General features: G+C 69.8%; 15 protein-coding genes. 3 read left to right on the forward strand and 12 right to left on the reverse strand.

Annotated features, from left to right (window positions below):
* Nucleotides 1-488 precede the first annotated feature (488 nt).
* Nucleotides 489-803, forward strand: a complete 315-nt coding sequence (locus tag ACF8ME_RS14860) for a hypothetical protein (protein ID WP_016449522.1) — start codon at nucleotides 489-491, stop codon at nucleotides 801-803.
* A 48-nt stretch (nucleotides 804-851) separates the two neighbouring features.
* Here the strand turns inward: ACF8ME_RS14860 and ACF8ME_RS14865 are convergent, their stop codons facing one another.
* The 3 genes from ACF8ME_RS14865 to ACF8ME_RS14875 are packed head-to-tail and all read right to left on the reverse strand — an operon-like array spanning nucleotide 852 to nucleotide 2,673.
* Nucleotides 852-1,832 (reverse strand): CBASS cGAMP-activated phospholipase, encoded by a 981-nt coding sequence (locus tag ACF8ME_RS14865; protein WP_392417173.1) that lies wholly within the window; start codon nucleotides 1,830-1,832, stop codon nucleotides 852-854.
* A complete protein-coding gene (locus tag ACF8ME_RS14870; RefSeq protein ID WP_313284260.1) occupies nucleotides 1,832-2,281 on the reverse strand; it encodes a hypothetical protein in 450 nt (149 codons plus the stop codon). The genes ACF8ME_RS14865 and ACF8ME_RS14870 overlap by 1 nt, the downstream gene beginning before the upstream one ends.
* On the reverse strand, nucleotides 2,278-2,673 hold the full coding sequence (locus tag ACF8ME_RS14875) for a hypothetical protein (protein WP_013804688.1): 396 nt from the start codon (nucleotides 2,671-2,673) through the stop codon (nucleotides 2,278-2,280). The genes ACF8ME_RS14870 and ACF8ME_RS14875 overlap by 4 nt, the downstream gene beginning before the upstream one ends.
* 357 nt (nucleotides 2,674-3,030) lie before the next feature.
* Here ACF8ME_RS14875 and trpE point away from each other — a divergent pair, with 357 nt between their 5' ends.
* Nucleotides 3,031-4,530 (forward strand): anthranilate synthase component I, encoded by a 1,500-nt coding sequence (gene trpE, locus ACF8ME_RS14880; RefSeq protein WP_016449525.1) that lies wholly within the window; start codon nucleotides 3,031-3,033, stop codon nucleotides 4,528-4,530.
* On the forward strand, nucleotides 4,527-4,877 hold the full coding sequence (locus tag ACF8ME_RS14885; protein ID WP_016449526.1) for a chorismate mutase: 351 nt from the start codon (nucleotides 4,527-4,529) through the stop codon (nucleotides 4,875-4,877). Before trpE ends, ACF8ME_RS14885 begins: the two co-directional genes overlap by 4 nt.
* Before the next feature lie 13 nt (nucleotides 4,878-4,890).
* Here ACF8ME_RS14885 and ACF8ME_RS14890 read toward each other — a convergent pair whose 3' ends face one another.
* The 9 genes from ACF8ME_RS14890 to fabI form a co-directional block, all read right to left on the reverse strand.
* On the reverse strand, nucleotides 4,891-6,138 hold the full coding sequence (locus ACF8ME_RS14890) for an acetate/propionate family kinase (protein ID WP_209799454.1): 1,248 nt from the start codon (nucleotides 6,136-6,138) through the stop codon (nucleotides 4,891-4,893).
* Nucleotides 6,135-7,589 (reverse strand): bifunctional enoyl-CoA hydratase/phosphate acetyltransferase, encoded by a 1,455-nt coding sequence (locus tag ACF8ME_RS14895; protein ID WP_392417176.1) that lies wholly within the window; start codon nucleotides 7,587-7,589, stop codon nucleotides 6,135-6,137. The genes ACF8ME_RS14890 and ACF8ME_RS14895 overlap by 4 nt, the downstream gene beginning before the upstream one ends.
* Nucleotides 7,586-10,003 carry a DUF3141 domain-containing protein gene (locus ACF8ME_RS14900; protein WP_392417179.1) on the reverse strand — a complete coding sequence of 806 codons (2,418 nt, stop codon included), beginning with the start codon at nucleotides 10,001-10,003 and terminating at the stop codon, nucleotides 7,586-7,588. Before ACF8ME_RS14900 ends, ACF8ME_RS14895 begins: the two co-directional genes overlap by 4 nt.
* Before the next feature lie 137 nt (nucleotides 10,004-10,140).
* On the reverse strand, nucleotides 10,141-10,650 hold the full coding sequence (locus ACF8ME_RS14905) for a hypothetical protein (RefSeq protein WP_392417180.1): 510 nt from the start codon (nucleotides 10,648-10,650) through the stop codon (nucleotides 10,141-10,143).
* Nucleotides 10,651-10,703: 53 nt separating this feature from the next.
* On the reverse strand, nucleotides 10,704-11,834 hold the full coding sequence (locus ACF8ME_RS14910; protein WP_017405871.1) for an ABC transporter permease: 1,131 nt from the start codon (nucleotides 11,832-11,834) through the stop codon (nucleotides 10,704-10,706).
* A 1-nt stretch (nucleotide 11,835) separates the two neighbouring features.
* Nucleotides 11,836-14,592, reverse strand: coding sequence for a ribosome-associated ATPase/putative transporter RbbA (gene rbbA, locus ACF8ME_RS14915; protein ID WP_392417182.1), 2,757 nt, complete (start codon nucleotides 14,590-14,592; stop codon nucleotides 11,836-11,838).
* On the reverse strand, nucleotides 14,589-15,680 hold the full coding sequence (locus ACF8ME_RS14920; RefSeq protein WP_012202692.1) for an HlyD family secretion protein: 1,092 nt from the start codon (nucleotides 15,678-15,680) through the stop codon (nucleotides 14,589-14,591). The genes rbbA and ACF8ME_RS14920 overlap by 4 nt, the downstream gene beginning before the upstream one ends.
* Before the next feature lie 17 nt (nucleotides 15,681-15,697).
* On the reverse strand, nucleotides 15,698-17,173 hold the full coding sequence (locus ACF8ME_RS14925) for an efflux transporter outer membrane subunit (protein ID WP_392417185.1): 1,476 nt from the start codon (nucleotides 17,171-17,173) through the stop codon (nucleotides 15,698-15,700).
* Between the two features lie 33 nt (nucleotides 17,174-17,206).
* Entirely contained in the window at nucleotides 17,207-17,974 is a 768-nt protein-coding gene (fabI, locus tag ACF8ME_RS14930; RefSeq protein WP_392417188.1) for an enoyl-ACP reductase FabI, read from the reverse strand.
* Between the last annotated feature and the right edge of the window lie 365 nt (nucleotides 17,975-18,339).

Below are 18,339 nucleotides of genomic sequence, written 5' to 3' on the forward strand. Positions count from 1 at the left end.
CGAAGCAGTCCTGTCCTTCGGCAGGACTGCAACCCCGCAACCACCACGGCGCAGGCGCTGACATACGGGGAGTTTGCCCGGGCCTTCGCTGCGCTCGGCCTGGGGCTTCGGGGCGCTTGCCGTCTTGAAAGCCTCTATCATTGCGGCGGCCCCCTGTTCAGGGGCTGGTGCGTAAGAACACTTGACTGTTGAGCGGTGCGGCCTCGCCGTTAAGGAGGCCTTGTCACGTCTGAATTGTCGGATCGTGGGTGCATGCCCACGTCCCTGCGGTTACGGGCGGGATGGGGCTACCCGCAAGGGCGTCCGCACGGCTCAGCACGTGTTCTTAACATCCCGTCCACCTGTTTGTGCGTAAGAACACAGACGGGTGGTTCCCGTCTCGCTGAGGAGTAAATCATGTACGTCATGTACGGCACTTCTTTTTCTGCCTTCCCCTCCACCCATCAAGCGCCCCACGCTGGCGCGTCTGCCGTGGGAGGGGTTGCGCCATGAGTACCGCTTCCCCAACCCTGACCCAGCCCACGCCGCAGCAGTTGAGCCATGCCGTGACCGAGATCGGCCGGCTGACGCTGCAAGGCAGCAGCGAGGTGTACTCGCTGGGCCAGCTGGCGCTGGCCTGGCTGGAGCGGCCCGAGGGCCATCGCAATCTGGAGGTGGTGGCCAATGCGCTGCAGGCCATTTGCGGGGCTGCGCAGCGGATGGAGGAGCTGGTGGAGGACGAGGTGAGCTACGTGCATTGCCTGCAGGAGGATCCGGCGTATCTGCGGCGGATGGCTGCGGCTTCGGCGGCGTTTGAGCGCTGATTCTCTTTGCAAGCCCTGTCGGGCCTTCGCTTCGCTTGGCCTGGCGTTTCAGCCCAGGACGTTCTTCAGCAGCGTCTTTTCCTGGTCCGTGAGGGCGGCGATGCATTCGTCGCCCAGGGCCTGCAGCAGCCGGGTGCTGTCGGCGTTGGCGATGTCCAGGCCCAGGCGCTTTTGCTGGGCTGCGGGCTGCGTGAAGTTCAGGCGCAGGTAGCTGCTGGTGCCCAGTTCCTGGCGGGCCGCCTTGACGGCCTGGACTTCCTGGGCGGCCATGACCAGGTCCAGCAGGGGCTTGACCAGGGTCAGCCCGCGCCGGGGCATGGCCACGGGGTCCTGGCCCTGCTGGGGGTTGGCGGTGCCTACGCTGATCATCACGATGTCGGCGGCCGGCCCCCAGAGCTGGCGGGCGGCTTGCAGGGCCAGCAGGTCGGGCGCGTTGGCGGCGAGTCCGCCGTCCACGAAGACATGGCCTGCTGCGGCGTGCGCGGGAAAGTAGGTGGGGGCGGCCGATGAGGCCAGCATGGCGTCCATCAGCGTCAGGCCCAGCCGGTCCCTGTCGGGCAGGGCGCCGCTGGCCAGCAGGTGCAGCTGCGATGAATTCCAGTTCACGGCGGGCAGCAGCAGCGGCACCTGCAGTTGCCCCAGGGCGGACTGCTCCGCTTGCGGCATGGCCTCCTTGATCGCTGCGCGCAGCGGGGCGCTGTCATAGAGCGCCTTGCCCATGGCCTGGCGCAGGCCGGGCAGCCATTTGGAGGGAAAGATGGCGGGGCCATGGTCCAGCAGCAACTGCTTGATGCGCGCGGGCTGGCAGCCGCTGGCCAGGGCGGTGGCGATGATTGCGCCGATGGAGGTGCCGGCGAACAGGTCCACTTTCTCCAGCAGGTCGCCGTTGCCGAATTCGCGGTGGATGCGCTCCAGCACATGGGCGCTGAACAGGCCGCGATAGCCGCCGCCCGACAGGCTCAGGACGACCCGGCGCCGGCGCAGGCCCTGGCGCACCGCGCTGGACAGGGGCGGTACGTCGAAGTCCATCACAGCGCGTGCACGGCAACGCCCCGGGCGGCGGCCTGCGCCAGGTAGAGGTTGGCGGGCTCGGTGTAGCAGACCTTGAGCAGGTCGGCCGTGGCGATGAGCAGCCGCAGGTCCTGCGCCAGGGGCGCCGTGCCCTGCGGGCCCTGGCTGTCCAGCGGCGCGAAGTTGCGCCATTCGATGAAGCGCTCCAGCACCTTGTTGTCCACGCTGGTCAGCATGGAGGCGCCTTCGGCCCGCAGGTTGGCATACAGCGCATCGAGCAGGGAGAACCACTCGTTGCGGTCACGCAGGTCGTGGAATGCCTCGGCCACGGCCGCCTTGGCGATGGCCATGGACAGGTCGCTGACGATGCAGTCCAGCGGCCGGATGGTGGAGAACCACTGCAGGGTCGCGGGCTCCTGGTTCGCCATCCACAGCAGGCAGCGGGGACCCAGCAGGTAGCGGCTCATGGCGCGCGTCGGGCGGGTACGTCGATATCGCCGCGCGCCCCGGACATCTGCGCAGCGGACAGATCCACGGCCTGGCGCGGCAGCGGCAGGGACCGGCAGATGTCGGCCACCGTGCGGGGGGCGCGTTCGTTGGCGGACAGGGCCACCATGTGCTCCTCGCTGACGATCACGTAGCGCTTGCGGCCCTGGGAGATGAGGGCCACCCCGTCGTGATCGGCCTGTTTGAGCACCGCGCCGTACTGCGCCTTGAAGACCGAGATCGGCATGGGCGTGGTGTTGCGCGGCATGGCCGATCCGACCTGATGGCTCAGGTCCCGCAGGGCGCGGTTCAGCGGGTCGCGTTCGCCCTCGGGCAAGGCAGCGTCGGTGCGGGCGGAGAAATGGGACGGCATGGTCGACCTTTCTGGTCAGGTTGTGCTGCCATTGTTGGTCAGGCTGACCAGGGTGTCAATTGTGGCCATGGCAGGCCCCTGCGGCGCCCCCGCAAGGCGCCGGCCCGCACTTGTACCCAGCCGCGTCTGCGCTACACTTGCCCGCTATGTTCATTCATCGCATGTTCATTGCAGGTTGTGGAGACCGGGGAGCCTGGCCCTGGCGCAAGCCTGTCCAACTGAACAGCTGAAGCACCCGGGGCGCGACCCGGCGTGCACCCGAGGCCCTACGGGCCAATCGAATGAATCGGCGCAATCCATACGCAGCCCGCACCCACACCAGGTCTGCCAGCGCCACGCAATCCGGAGTCTTTCCCCGTGATCACCGAACTTGAATTCAAGAGCCTTGCTGCGCAGGGCTACAACCGCATCCCTCTGATGGTCGAGGCGTTTGCGGACCTCGAAACCCCCCTGTCCCTCTACCTCAAGCTGGCCCATGCGGGCGGTGACGGCAAGCACAGCTTTTTGCTGGAGTCCGTGGTGGGCGGCGAGCGCTTCGGGCGCTACAGCTTCATCGGCCTGCCTGCACGCACGCTGCTGCGCGCCAGCGGCTTCGGCGATGCGGCATGCACCGAGGTGGTGACCGATGGCCAGGTGGTGGAGACGGCCAAGGGCAATCCGCTGGACTTCATCGCTGCCTACCAAAAGCGCTTCAAGGTGGCGCTGCGCCCGGGGCTGCCGCGTTTTTGCGGCGGGCTGGCCGGCTACTTCGGCTACGACGCCGTGCGCTACATCGAGAAGAAGCTGGAAGATTCCTGCCCGCCCGATACGCTCAACTGCCCCGACATCCTGCTGCTGCAGTGCGAGGAAGTGGCGGTGATCGACAACCTGTCGGGCAAGCTGTACCTGATCGTCTATGCCAACCCCGGCGAGAGCGAGGCCTATACGCGCGCCAAGAAGCGGCTGCGCCAGCTGAAGGATCTGCTGCGCTACTCGGTCAGCGCGCCGCAGATCAAGGCCGGCGAGAGCCATCCGGCCCAGCGCAGCTTTGCCAAGGAAGACTACCTGGCGGCCGTGGAGAAGGCCAAGGAGCTGATCGCCGCGGGCGACTTCATGCAGGTGCAGGTGGGCCAGCGCATCCACAAGCGCTTCACTGCCAGCCCCTTGAGCCTGTACCGCGCGCTGCGTTCGCTCAATCCCAGCCCCTACATGTACTACTACCACCTGGGCGATTTCCATGTGGTGGGCGCCAGCCCCGAGATCCTGGTGCGCCAGGAGAACACGGACGAGGGCCAGAAGGTCACCATCCGCCCGCTGGCCGGCACGCGCCCGCGCGGCGCCACGCCCGAGGCCGACAAGGCCACCGAAAAGGAACTGGTGGCCGACCCCAAGGAACGCGCCGAGCATGTGATGCTGATCGACCTGGCGCGCAACGACATCGGCCGCATCGCCAAGACGGGCAGCGTGAAGGTGACCGAGGCCTTTGCCGTGGAGCGCTACAGCCACGTGATGCACATCGTCAGCAACGTGGAGGGCATTCTGCGCGACGGCATGGACAACATGGATGTGTTCAAGGCCACCTTCCCGGCCGGCACGCTGACGGGCGCGCCCAAGGTGCATGCCATGGAGATCATCGATCAGCTGGAGCCGACCAAGCGCGGCATCTACGGCGGCGCCTGCGGCTACCTGAGCTTTGCGGGCGACATGGACCTGGCCATTGCCATCCGCACGGGCGTGATCAAGGACGGCACGCTCTACGTGCAGGCCGCCGCCGGCGTGGTGGCCGATTCCGTGCCCGAGATGGAATGGAAAGAGACCGAGCACAAGGCGCGCGCACTGATGCGCGCGGCCGAGCTGGTGGAGGAAGGACTGGAATGAGCACGGACCGCGCCAAGCAGGCCATCGACCTGGTGCAGCACTGCACCGACATGCTGGATGTGCGCCGCAATGTGGATGCGCTGGACGATGTGCTGGTGCCGCTGCTGGTCACGCGCATGGGCTACATGCAGCAGGCCGCGCGCATCAAGGCCGATGCGGCCCAGGTGCGCGACGAGGGCCGCATCGAGGCCATCGTGCGCCGCGTGCGCGAGCGCACGGCCGCCGAGGGCGGCCAGCCCGACATGATGGAGGCGGTGTACCGCCACCTCATGGAGGAATGCATTGCCTACGAGCACCGCGAGTTCGCGCGGCTGCGCGAAGGCGGTGCGCAGGACGATCGTTCCTAGGGCCTGTTCACACTCATGCGGGGATCGCGTTGCCCGGCAGCCAGCGCAGCGCATGGCGCGCCGCCACCCATTCCTCGTTCGTGGGCTCCACGCCCACGGTGACGGCGCTGCCGGTGGCCGAGATCACGGCCGCATCGCGCGCATTGGCCTCGGCGTCCAGCCGCAGGCCCAGAAAGCCCAGGCCCTCGCACACGCGCCGCCGTATCTCGGCGCTGTGCTCGCCCACGCCTGCGGTGAACACCAGCAGGTCCAGGCCGCCCAGCACGGCGACCAGGGCGCCGATCTCGCGCACGATGCGCCGCACGTAAAGCGCCAGCGCGTCGCGGGCACGCTCGGCCCGGGCATCGGCGCCTGATTCCAGCGGCAGCAGCACGCGCGGCTCGGACGAGGTGCCCGAGACGCCCAGCAGGCCGGACTCGTGGTACAGGATGCGGCCCACTTCCTGCAGGCTGAGCTTTTCGATTTCCATCAGGTAGATCACGGCGCCGGGGTCCAGCGCGCCGGTGCGCGTGCCCATCATCAGGCCGTCCAGCGCAGAGAAGCCCATGGTCGTGGCCACGCTTTGCAGGCCCTGCATGGCGCACAGGCTGGCGCCGCTGCCCAGGTGGGCCACCAGGGTGCGCCCGCGCGCCAGGTCGCCATGGCGCTCGGGCAGGGCGGTGGCCATGTATTCGTAGGACAGGCCGTGGAAGCCGTAGCGGCGCAGCCCGCGTTCCCAGGCCGCATGCGGCAGGGGCAGCAGTTGCTCGACCTTGGGCAGCGTGTGGTGGAAGGCGGTGTCGAAGCAGGCCACCTGCACCAGTTCGGGCCGCTCGCGCAGCAGGATGTCCATGGCCTCCAGCGCAAAGGGCTGGTGCAGTGGCGCCAGCGGGATGAAGGCCTTGAGGTCGGCCAGCACGCCGGCATCGACGCGCACGGGCTCGAAGTAGCGGCTGCCGCCGTGCACCACGCGGTGGGCGATGGCGGCCACGCGGGCGCCGTTCAGCTGCGCCAGGCGCGCGGTGATGCGCTCGCGGATCAGCTGCAGCGCGGCGCGGTAGGGGTGGGCTGTGTCCAGGGTGATGGCAAAGGGCGGCACGCCGCTCTCGCCGAAGTCGGGCGCGGGCCCGCCTATGCCCTGGACCTTGCCGTTCCACAGCGGCTTGCGCGGCAGCGGGCGCTGTGCACCATCGAAGACGGCGAACTTGATGCTGGACGAGCCGCAGTTGAGCACCACGACCAGTTCGCGGGCGGGGGAGGATGCGGTGTGGGCAGGGATCATGGCGGCGAGTTCCGGTAGCGGTGGGCCAGCAGCAGGGCGATGGCGCAGGAGGCGATGCGCGATGCGCGGCTGTCGGCGCGGCTGGTCAGGATCACGGGCACCTTGGCGCCCATGACGATGCCGGCGCTGGCCGCCTCGCCCATGTACATGAGCTGCTTGGCCAGCATGTTGCCGCTTTCCAGGTCGGGCACGACCAGGATGTCGGCCTGGCCCGCCACGGGCGAATCGATGCCCTTGGTGCGCGCGGCGGCCATGGACACGGCGTTGTCGAAGGCCAGCGGCCCGTCGAGCACGCCGCCCGCGATCTGGCCCCGGTCGGCCATCTTGCACAGCGCGGCGGCGTCCAGCGTGGCCGGCATGTGCGGGCTCACGGTCTCCACGGCGGCCAGGATGGCGACCTTGGGCTCGGGCACGCCGATGGCATGGGCCAGGGCGATGGCGTTGCGCACGATGTCGGCCTTTTGCTGCAGGTCGGGTGCGAGGTTGATGGCCGCGTCGGTGACGATGAAGGGGCGCGGGTAGTGCGGCGTCTGCAGCACGAAGCAGTGGCTGACGCGGCGCTTGGTGCGCAGGCCGGCGGCGGCGGCCACGACCTCGGCCATGAGTTCGTCCGTGTGCAGGCTGCCTTTCATGATGGCCTCGACCTCGCCGCAGGCGGCCAGCTCGGCGCCGCGCGTGGCGGCGGCGTGGCTGTGCGGCACGTCCTCGATGCGCAGGCCGCCCAGGTCCAGCCCGTGCTCGGCCGCCACGGCCTCCAGCCGCGCACGCGGGGCCACCAGCACGGGGTCGATCAGGCCTTCGCGGCGCGCGTCCATCGCGGCCGAGAGGCTGGTCTCGTCGCAGGGATGGACCACGGCCACGCGGATGGGCGGCAGGCCGGCCACATGGGCCAGCAGGCGCTGCAGGCCGTCGCGTCCACCGGCCTCCAGCCGGATCTCGGGCAGGCTGGTGCGCTGGCGCTCGATGTGGCGGGCCGGCGCATGCACGGTGGCCTGGCCCTCGATCACGGCGGCGCCATGCTGGTTGGTGCAGGCCACGGCCAGCGTGACCTGGCGCTGCTCGGCCTGCTTGGACAGCACCTCCACGCGCACGGTCAACCGGTCGCCTGCGGCCAGCGGCGCCAGAAAGCGCAGCGTCTGGCCGACCAGGGTGGTGCCGGGGCCGGGCAGGCGCGTGCCCAGCACCGAGGCCAGCAGCATGCCGCCCCACATGCCGTGGGCAATCAGGGCCGTGTCGTCATCGTCGGCGCCGGCAACCGTGCCAGCACCGGCACCAGCGCCGTCGGCCACGGCCGCGCCCGACAGGGCGGCGAACAGGCGCAGGTCCTGGGTGCTCAGCGTGCGTTCCAGGCTGGCGCTGTCGCCCACGTCCAGCTCGTCGAAGCTGTGGTTGCGCAGCAGTGCCAGGTCTTCGGGCGGCAGGGCCGCATCGGAATCGGGGGAGAGGTTCATCGCTTTTTCCGGGGGCTGGGGTGTGCGCGGCTGGCCTGGGCGCGTGCGGAGCGCTTGGCGGCAGGCGCGGAGTCGGGAACAGGTGCGGGCTCGGGTGCCTGTTCAGGAGCTGCCGCAGGAGCGGTCAGAGGCACCGTCACAGGTTCAGGCTCGGCCACCGAGGCTGGCGCGATGGCCGGGAGCCGCTCGGCCTGCTCTTTCGCCTGCCTGGACTCGGCGGCCTCCAGCGCCTGCACGAAATGCGCCATGGCCTGCAGCAGGCGCTGGTGCTCGGCATCGCTGAGGTTGCCGCCCTGGTTGGCCAGTTCGTCCACCGTGGTCATGCCCCAGCGGATGTCGGCCGCCGGCGAGGCGGCCAGCAACTGGGTGATGGCGGCCATGGCGGCGTCGGGCTCGCGCTGCATCAGCAGGGCCTGGCGGCGCACGATGCGGCGGAACTGCGCCATGTCGGGCGGCACGCCGCCCAGGTGATCCTGCAGCAGCCGCCAGGCGTGGCGGAAGTGGCGCTCATCGGCCTCGCCACGGGCACGCAGCACATGGAACAGGGCGCGGATGACGGCCTCGTACAGCCCGCCCTGGGCCACGCTTTCGTGCAGCCGTGCCAGTTCCTGGCACATGTACTGGCAGTGCTCGGGCGATTCGCCCGGGTGCGGGCGCGGCGGGCCGTCGTCCTGGCGGCTTTGGCCGGCCAGGGCCTGCACCAGGGGCGAGCCATAGATGGCGTGGAACAGCCGCGCCTGCATGGCGTCGCGCTGGTCGCGGTAGGTGTCCAGCATATGCACCACGGCCTGCGACATGGCCTGCTGCGCCTTCAGGAAGGGGTTGTCGGGCTCGACGGGGTGGCGGTCCTCGCGCGCCTGCTCGGCGGCCTGGGCCACGGCAGGGGCCAGCGGGTGGGAGTCCGACCAGTATTCATAGCCCACGCGCAGCGGATGCATGGCCTGCAGCCAGCGCGCCGACAACGGCGTGGACAGGGCCTGCACCCAGGGCTGCACGGTGTTGCGGTACAGGGCGAGGTTGATTTCGGAGACGCGCGCGGCGGCGGCAAAGTGGCGCTCGCTTTCGGGGTCGGGCCGGACGATGTCGCGCACCTCGGCCAGGTCGCTGCGGCGGATCTTCATCAGGTAGGCGTCGTCGGTCAGGTCCTGTGCCGGCACACCGGCCGGGCGGTCGGCGATCTCGGCGCGGTAGATGCCGGCGGGCAGCAGGTCGATGATGTCGATGTGCGCCGCGAACTCGCGGTGCTCCTTGCGGCCCACGGCGCCCGAGACAAAGATGCCCAGGTGGCCGATGCTGTCGTGCGTGGCGAAGACGATGGTCTGGTCGTGGGCGGCGATGTCCTCGTCGTCGCGGTACAGGTCGGTGATCCAGCCCAGGGCCTGGCCCGGCGGCGTGATGTTGTCGCCATGCGAGCAGAACACCACGATGGGCGAGCGGATGTTGCGCAGGTCGATGCGCACGCCGTCCGAGGTCGTCAGCTCGGCCGTGGCCAGCCGGTTGCCGATGAACAGGTTGTCCACGATGTACTGCATCTCGCGGCCTTCCAGGAAGACATAGCCGCCCCAGTACTTCTCGAAGCCCAGGTAGCGCGGCCCCTCGGTGTCCACGTCGGCATAGACCTGGTACTGCTTTTCCCACAGCGTGTTGGCGGGGTTGAGGTTCTCGAAGTTCTGCACCAGCCATGCGCCGTCGAAGCGGCCCGCGCCCAGGTCGCTGGTCAGTGCCGTCATCCAGCTGCCGCCCATGAGGCCGCCGCCATAGCGCATGGGGTTGTCGCCGGCCCAGTACGACAGCGGCGCACCGGCCACGATGATGGGGCCGAACAGCTCGGGCCAGACGGCAGCCGTCATGAGGATCTGCCAGCCGGCCTGGCAGTTGCCGATGACGGCGGGCTTGCCCCGGCTCTCGGGGTGCAGCTCGGCGACCTTGCGCACGAATTGGGCCTCGGCGCGCATCACGTCCTCGACGGTCTGGCCGGGCACGGGGTCGGGCAGGAAGCCCACGAAGTAGCAGGGATGGCCGGCCTTGAGCGCGGCGCCGATCTCGCTGTCGGGCTTGAAGCCGCCGATGCCGGGGCCGTGGCCCGCGCGCGGATCGACGACGATGAAGGGGCGCTTGGCCGGGTCGATGACCGTGCCCTCCATGGGCGCGATGCGTGCCAGCCCGTAGTTGACGGGGCGCGGCAGGTCCAGGCCCGACATCACGATCTCGGCCCGGAAGCTCAGCACATTGGGCACTTCCTCGGCCAGATGCTCGCGGTACTGGTTGCCACGCTGGCGCCGGATGTCGGCATACAGCAGCGAGCGCTGCCAGGCATCGGTGGCGTATTGCGCGGCTGCCTGCGACAGCTTCATCGGATCGCCCCACATCCCTCCCACGTCCACGGTGCCGTGGCTCTGCAGGTTCTCGTTCATCTGGCCCACTCCTTTACCGGCATGTCATGCCCTGCTCTTAGATTGCGTGTGATTGCTTGTGGCTGGGTGCGGATGGCCGCCCCGCGCCCATGCGGCCCCGAACCTGCGGGACCGCGTGGCGGCTTCCTTGGGGCCCGTCAGCCCTGGGCTGTGGTGTCGCGGGCCGTTTCGGCGGCGGCTGTCGCAATGGGCTGCTGCGCCGCATGGGCGGGCTGGGCCACGGACTGCACGGCCGAGGTCCAGCGGGCGAGCAGGTCGCTCCACGGCACGGCGGTGTCGGCTGCGCCCTGGGTGCTGTTGCCCAGCGTGGCTGCCACCTGTTGCTGCCAGTCGTGCACGGCCTGCTGCACGCCCTGGGCCAGGGTCATCTGGCTGGCCATGGCGGTCTGGGCCAGGGCCTGGGCATGGCCCATGCGCAGGTGGGCGTGGCGCCAGAAGGCCTGGGCGGGCAGGGTGGCCAGCTCCTGCCAGCTGCTGGTCTGCTGCACGCCCTCGATCTCGCTGCCGGTCTCGGCGATGCGCTCGGGGCCGTTGCGTGCGGCATGCTCCAGCCACTGTTGGCCACTTTCCTGCAGCAGCCGGCTCAGGTGCAGTTGCAGTTCAAGCTGGGCCTTGAGCAGATGGAGGGGAATGGTCTGTGCGCTCATATGGAACTCCTTGCTGGTTGACGTGGAAAGATGCCTTGGCGGCGGAACGAAACTCAGGCCATCTGGCCGATGGTCTTGCGAAAGCGGGCGAGCGTGAGGGCGAACAGCACGGAGCCGATGGCGGCCAGTGCGAGAAAGGGCTTCCAGACCACGTCCAGCCCCGCTCCGCGGTAGAGGATGGCCTGCGACAGCTCGACAAAGTGGGTGGTCGGCGCGGCCAGCATGATGGTCTGCACCAGCTGCGGCATGCTTTCGCGCGGCGTCATGGCGCCCGACAGCAGCTGCAGCGGCAGCAGCACGAGCACCAGCAGCATGCCGAACTGTGGCATGTTGCGCGCCAGCGTGGCAAGGAAGATCCCCAGCGACGTTGTGGCGAACAGGCACAGCGCGGCCCCTGCCAGGAACAGCGGCTGAGAGCCTTCGATGGGAACGCCCAGGGCGCCGCGCACCACGAGGTTGAGCGAGGCAAAGGCGGTGACCAGCACGACCAGTCCCATGGACCATATCTTGGCCAGCATGATCTCGGTCGGTGTCACCGGCATGACCAGCAGGTGCTCCACCGTGCCGTGCTCGCGCTCGCGGATCAGCGCCGCGCCCGTGAGGATGATGGACAGCATGGTCACGTTGTTGATGATCTGCATCAGCCCGCCGAACCAGACCTTGTCCAGCGCGGGATTGAAGCGCGCGCGCACCACCAGGTCCACGGGCAGGGCGGTGGCGCCCCGAAAGCGCCGCACGAACTCGCTGACCTCGGCCGAGACGATCTGCTGCACATAGCTGTTGCCCGTGAAGGCCTGGCTCATGCGCGTGGCGTCCACGTTCAGCTGCAGCTCGGGCGCGCGGCCCGCCAGCACGTCGCGCTGGAAGTTGGGCGGGATGTTGAGCACGAAGGTGTAGGTGCCCGAGTCCATGCCCGGGTCCATCTGCGTGCGGTCGATCATGGCCGGCGGCGCGAACTGCGGCGGATAGAAGGCGCCCGCGATGCGCTGCGACAGCGGCGAGCCGTCCTCGTCCACGATGGCGATGGGCGCGTTGTGCAGGCTCTCGGGCATGGCCGTGGCCGCCGTGTAGATGGAGACCGTGAACACATAGGCGATGAGCACCAGCAGCACGGGGTCGCGCCACAGGCTCCACAGCTCCTTGACGCCCAGCCGGTAGATGTTGGAGAAAAGGCGGGTGCGCATGTCAGCTCTCCTGCTTTCTGGTCAGCGCAATGGCCAGGCCCAGGATCGCCGGCACGGACAGCAGCAGCGGCCCGAACGAGCCGGCCAGCTCCCGAAATCCCAGCGCCTTGCTGAACACGCCGCGGCTGATGGCGATCATGTGGCTGGCCGGATAGACCTCGCCGATGGCGCGGCCCACACCCTCCAGCGAGGACACGGGGTCGACCAGGCCTGCGAACTGCGTGGTGGGGATCAGCGTGCCGATCAGCACCAGGAACATCGAGGCGATCTGGCTGCGCGTCAGCGTGGAGGCCAGCAGGCCGAAGCCCGTGGAGGCGCCGCTGAAGATCAGCGCCGCCAGGGCCAGCGTGGCAAAGCTGCCCGTCACGGGCACGCCGAACAGGGTGACGGCCATCAGGCACATCAGCAGGAAGTTCAGCATGGCCAGCACCACATAGGGCAGTTGCTTGCCCAGCAGGAATTCGGTGCGCGTGACCGGCGTGACGTAGAGGTTGGTGATGGAGCCGCTTTCCTTCTCGCGCACCACGGCCAGCGCCGTCAGCATGGCGGGCAAAAGCAGCAGCAGCAGGGGCATGACGGCCGGCACCATGGCCGGCAGGCTGCGCACGTCGGGGTTGTAGCGAAAGCGCGTCTGGATGTCGATGAGGCCGGCCGGCGCCATACCCAGGCGCTCGCGCGCCTGCTCGGTCAGCCAGTGCTGGTGGATGCCCTGCAGGTAGCCGCGCACGGTCTCGGCGCGCGTGGGCATGGCGCCGTCGAACCAGGCGCCCACCTGCACGGAGCCGCCGCGCAGCACATCGCGCGCAAAGCCCGGGGGGATCTCGATGGCCAGGGTCAGCTCGCCGCTGCGCATGCGGCGGTCCAGTGCGTCGTAGTCGGTCAGCGGCGGCTGCTCGATGAAGTAGCGCGAGCCCGACAGGCTCATCGCATAGCTGCGGCTGATGGTGGTCTGGTCGCGGTCCAGCACGGCAAAGCGCAGGTCCTCCACGTCCAGGCTGATGCCGTAGCCCATCACGAACATCAGGATCAGCGAGCCCACCAGGGCCAGCGTGGCGCGCACCGGGTCGCGCTGCAGCTCCAGCGCTTCGCGCCAGACATAGCTGAGCATGCGCTGGGCGCTGAAATGGCGGCGGCGCGCAGCGTGCGTTTCCACGGCAGCGGGGGCGGCAGGCGCGGCCGGTTCCTCGGCGGCCGGGGCCTCGCCGCCACCGGCCTCGACCAGGTAGCCGATGAAGGCTTCCTCCAGCGTGGCCGCGCCGCGCTTGGCCACCAGGCGCGCGGGCGTGTCGCTGTCCAGCACCTTGCCCGCATGCATCATGGACATGCGGTCGCAGCGCTCGGCCTCGTTCATGAAGTGGGTGGAGATGAAGATGGTCACGCGGTCGCGCCGCGACAGCTCCACCAGCAGGCGCCAGAAGCCGTCGCGCGCCACGGGGTCCACGCCCGAGGTGGGCTCGTCCAGGATGAGCAGCTCGGGCTTGTGCACCATGGCCACGGCCAGCGACAGGCGCTGGCGCATGCCCAGCGGCAGGGCGGCCGGCAGGCTGTGCTGCGCGGCCTGCAGGTCGAAGCGCTGCAGCATCTCGGCCACGCGCGCGGGAATGTCCGCCTCGGGCACGCCGAACAGGCGCGCGTGCAGCACCAGGTTCTGGTGCACGGTCAGCTCGCCATACAGCGAGAACGCCTGGGTCATGTAGCCCACGCGGCGGCGCGTGTCGATGTCGCGCGGGTCCACGGGCTGGCCGAACAGCCAGGCCTGGCCCTCGCTGGCCGGCAGCAGGCCGGTCAGCATCTTCATGGTGGTGCTTTTGCCGCAGCCGTTGGAGCCCAGGAAGCCGAAGATCTCGCCGCGGCGGATGCGGAAGGACACATGGTCCACGGCGACGAAGTCGCCAAATCGCATGGTCAGGTCCCTGGCCTCGATGGCGATGTCGTCCTCGCCGCCCTCGGGCAGGGGTGCAATGGTGACGGGCGCATGGCCGCGCTTTTTCTCTTCGGGCAGCAGGGCGATGAAGGCCTCTTCCAGCGAGCGGCTGTCCGTGCGCTGCAGCAGCTCGGCCGGCGTGCCCGTGGCCAGCACGCGGCCCTCGTCCATGGCCACCAGCCAGTCGAAGCGCTGGGCCTCGTCCATGTAGGCCGTGGCCACCAGCACGCTCATGCCGGGGCGCTGGCGGCGGATGCGCGCGATCAGGTCCCAGAACTGGGCGCGCGCCAGCGGGTCCACGCCCGTGGTGGGCTCGTCAAGAATGAGCAGGTCGGGGTCGTGGATCAGCGCGCAGCACAGGCCCAGCTTCTGCTTCATGCCGCCCGACAGCTTGCCGGCCGGCCGCTCCAGGAATTTGCGCAGGCCCGTGGCCTGGGTGAGGTCGTCGATGCGCCGGCGCCGCTCGGCCGCGTCATGGCCGAACAGGCGCGCGAAGAACTGCAGGTTCTCCTCCACCGATAGCGTGGGATAGAGGTTGCGCCCCAGGCCCTGCGGCATGTAGGCCACGCGCGGGCAGACGGCCTCGCGGTGCCGGCGCTGGGCCATGTCGCCGCCCAGCACCTCGACGCTGCCTTCCTGGATCTGGCGCGCCCCGGAGATCAGCGCCATGAGGCTGGACTTGCCCACGCCGTCCGGCCCGATCAGGCCGACCATGCGGCCTTCGGGAATGTCCAGGTCGATGCCCGCCAGCGCCTCGACCTGGCCATAGCGCTGGTGCACGCCCTTCAGGCGCACGACCCAGCCGCTGGCGTGGGGCGTCGTGCTCTGGCTCATTGCGCGGGCTGGGCTGGCAGCTTGATGGCCAGGTTGGCGGGCCACTCATGGCTGGCATCGGTGCGCAGCCAGGCCATGCCGGGCACGCCGGTCTTGACCTGTTCCAGATGGCGGCGCAGCAGCTCCGGCGGGATCTGGGCGCGCACGCGGAACATCAGCTTCTGGCGCTCGCTGGCGGTCTCCACGGTCTTGGGCGTGAACTGGGCCTGGCTGGCGACGAAGGAGACGCGGGCCGGAATCACGTACTCGGGCGCGGCGTCCAGCACCAGGCGCACCTCGCTGCCCAGGGCGATGCGGCCGGCTGCAGTTTCCGGCACGAAGAAGGTCATGTAGACATCGGACAGGTCCAGCAGGTTGAGCACGCGCCCGCCTGCGCCCAGCACCTCGCCGGGCTGGGCCACGCGCAGCTGCACGCGGCCATCGCGCGGGGCCTTGAGCACGCCGTCGTCGATGTCGGCCTGCACGCGCGCCACCGTGGCCGTGGCCGCCTGCACCTGGGAGCGCACGCCGACCACCTGGGCCTCGGCTGCCTTCACGGCGGCCTGGGCGGCGGCGGCCTGGGCGCGCGTGGCGGCCAGCGCCGCCTCGCTGCCGCGCACGCGGGCGCGGTCGTCATCGAGCTCCTGCACCGAGGAGGCACCCTCGCGCGCCAGCGTTTCCGAGCGCTTGAAGCGGCGCTGCGCGGCGTCCACCTCGGTCTCGCGCTGCACGATCAGGGCCTGGGCGGCGGCCAGGTCGCTGCGGCGCAGGGTGACCTGGGCCTCGGCCGCGGCCACGCTGTGCTCGGCCTGCTGGCGCATGGCGTCGGCTTCCTGGCGCTGGGCGCGCAGGGTGTCGATCTGCATGCGCGCCACGGGCTGGCCGGCCTGCACGAAGTCGCCCTCGCGCACCAGGATTTCCTCCACGCGGCCGGGCAGCTTGGTGGAGATGTCGATCTCGGTGGCCTCGACCCGGCCATTGCTGCCGACGAAGCCCTCGCCCGGGCCCTTGGGCGTGAAGGTCTTCCAGGCCCACCAGGCCACGAGGGCCAGGACCGCCACGGCGGCGATCGGCACGATCTTGTTCTTCAGAGAGGTGTTCTTGTCCATGGGCGGGTCCGGATGCTTCAGGAATTCGGGGGATCGGCAGGCGTGGCCGGCACGGTGGCGGGCAGCGCGGCAGGTTCCGCGCCGCTGCCGCCGCCCAGGGCGGCATACAGGCCCACCTGGCTGGACAGCAGGGCGCGCCGCGCCTGCACCAGTTGCTGGCGTGCGGCCAGCAGGTCGCGCTGGGCGTCCAGCACCTCCAGGTAGGCGGCCGAGCCGTTGTCGTAGCGCAATTGCGCCAGCCGCGCGCGCTCGGCCTGGGCCTGCACGGCGGTGCGCTGCACGGTGATCTGTTCGGACAGCCAGCGGCGCGCGGCCAGGCCGTCGGCCACCTCGCGGAAGGCGGTCTGTATGGCTTTCTCGTACTGGGCCACGGCGATGTCGCTGCGGATCTCGCCCAGCTCCAGGTTGGCGCGGCGCCGGCCGCCGTCGAAGATGGGCAGGGACACCGTGGGCACGAAGGCCCAGGCGCGGCTGCCGCCGTCGAACAGGCCGTCGAGTTCGGCGCTGGCCGTGCCCCAGCGGGCGGTGAGCGCAATGCGCGGGAAGAAGGCGGCGCGCGCCGCGCCGATCTGGGCCCGGGCCGCGCGCAGCTGGTGCTCGGCCGCGGCAATGTCGGGCCGCGCCGTGAGCAGTTCCGAGGGCAGGCCCGGCCGCAGCTCGGCCAGCACCAGGGCGTCGTCAAAGGGTGCGGCGGCGGGCAGCGGGCCCGGGTGGGCGCCGACCAGCTGGGCCAGGGCATGCAGCTGCTGCGCGCGTGCCAGCTCCAGCTGGGCCAGCAGGGCCTGCGCCTGGGTCAGCAGGGTCTGGACCTGGGCCAGCTGAAGGCGCGAGCTGGCGCCCACGGCCTCGCGGCGCGTGAAGATGCGAAAGGATTCCTGGCGCGTGGCCAGCGTCTCGCGCGCAATGGCCACGCGCTCGTCCAGCTCGCGCAGGCCCAGGTAGCCGTCGGCCACCTGGGCGATCAGCGCGGTCTGCACGGCGTGGCGGCCCGCATCGCTGGCCAGCCAGGTCTGCAGGGCCGCGTCCTTGAGGCTGCGCACGCGGCCCCACAGGTCCAGCTCCCAGCTGCTGAAGCCGACCTCGGCGCGGTACTCGCCGCTGACCACGGAGCGGCCCGAGAGGTTGAGATCGCCAGGCACGCGCGCCCGTGCAGCCTGGCCGCCCACGCCAATGGCCGGGAACAGCTCGGAGCGCTGGATCTGGAAGGCCGCGCGCGCCTCTTCGGCGCGCAGCGCGGCCGCGCGCAGGTCGCGGTTGTGCTCCAGCGCGGTGGCGATCAGCTGGCGCAGCACGGGGTCGGTGAAGTACTCGCGCCAGGGCAGGCCGGCGGCGGCGACACCCTGGGCGCCCGCCTGCAGATGGGCAGGCCATGCCTCGGGCGTGGGCAGGGGCGGCGGCTCGTGCGGCGGCGCCAGGGAGGCACATCCCGCCAGGGCGGTGGCCAGTGCGGCTGCCAGCGCGGCGGCGGCGGTTCGGGGGAATGGGAGGGTCATCTGCAGTGCTGCGGGGTGCCGGTGCGGCAGCCGCTAGTTGAGGATGTGGTGGCCGCCATCGACATACAGCGTGCAGCCCGTGATGGCGCGCGCCCCGTCCGAGGCCAGGAAGGCGCACAGCGGCCCCACGTCGTCGGGCTGCAATTCGCCGGCAATGGGCGAGCGGCGCACGCTGTCGGCCACGAGTTCATCGAACGCGGCAATGCCCGAGGCCGCGCGCGTGGCGATGGGCCCGGGCGAGACGGCATTGACGCGGATGCGCGAGGGGCCGAGCTCGGCCGCCAGGTAGCGCGTGGTGGACTCCAGCGCGGCCTTGACCGGGCCCATGATTCCGTAGTGCGGCATGACCTCGCTGGCGCCCAGGTAGCTCAGCGTCATGAGGCTGCCGCCGCTGGCGGCCATCAGCGGCTCGGCCAGGTGGGCCATGCGGATGAAGGAGTGGCAGGAGATGTCCATGGCCAGCGCAAAGCCCTCGCGGGAGCTGTCTGCCACGCGGCCCTGCAGGTCCTTGCGCGGGGCGTAGGCCACGGCGTGCAGCACGAAGTCCAGCCGGCCCCAGCGCACGGCGGCGGCATCGAACAGTGCGCGCATCTGCTCGTCGTCGCCCACGTCCAGCGGCATGCGCAGCTCGGCACCGATCTCGTCGAGCAGGGGCTCCACATGCACACGGGCCTTGTCGTTCTGCCAGGTCGCGCCGACCTCGGCGCCCGCCGCATGCATGGCCCGGGCACAGGCCCAGGCAATGCTGTCGCGGTTGGCGATGCCGACGATCAGGCCTTTTTTGCCAGCCAATAGCGTCATCTCGAATGCTCCAGATCAGAAGGTCTGCCGGGAAACAGGCCGCCTTGGGGCGGCTTCGTCAGGAATCACGGGGCCATGGCGCGGCATTGCCGACATATGCGCCACGGCGAATGTTTGTATTTCCTGTGACTACGAAGCTTTTGATAGCTTGTTTTGATGCATGCAAATCAAAGGTTTGCATACCAATATCGTCTCCTGGTCTTTTTCATTCTATCTATGTTGCACTGCAGCGACCGATTTTGGCGATGCCGTTTCGTTATATCGATGCAGTTCACTCCATAGTCTTGACTCAGGTCAAAGAGGGCTGCCTCACGGGGAGAATGCCGCTTGCCGCCGGTTGCTGTGCCCAGTAGAGCAATGGTGTC

Origin of the sequence: Delftia sp. WSY_7 (assembly GCF_043104845.1) — a bacterium.
GTDB lineage: Bacteria > Pseudomonadota > Gammaproteobacteria > Burkholderiales > Burkholderiaceae_C > Comamonas > Comamonas tsuruhatensis.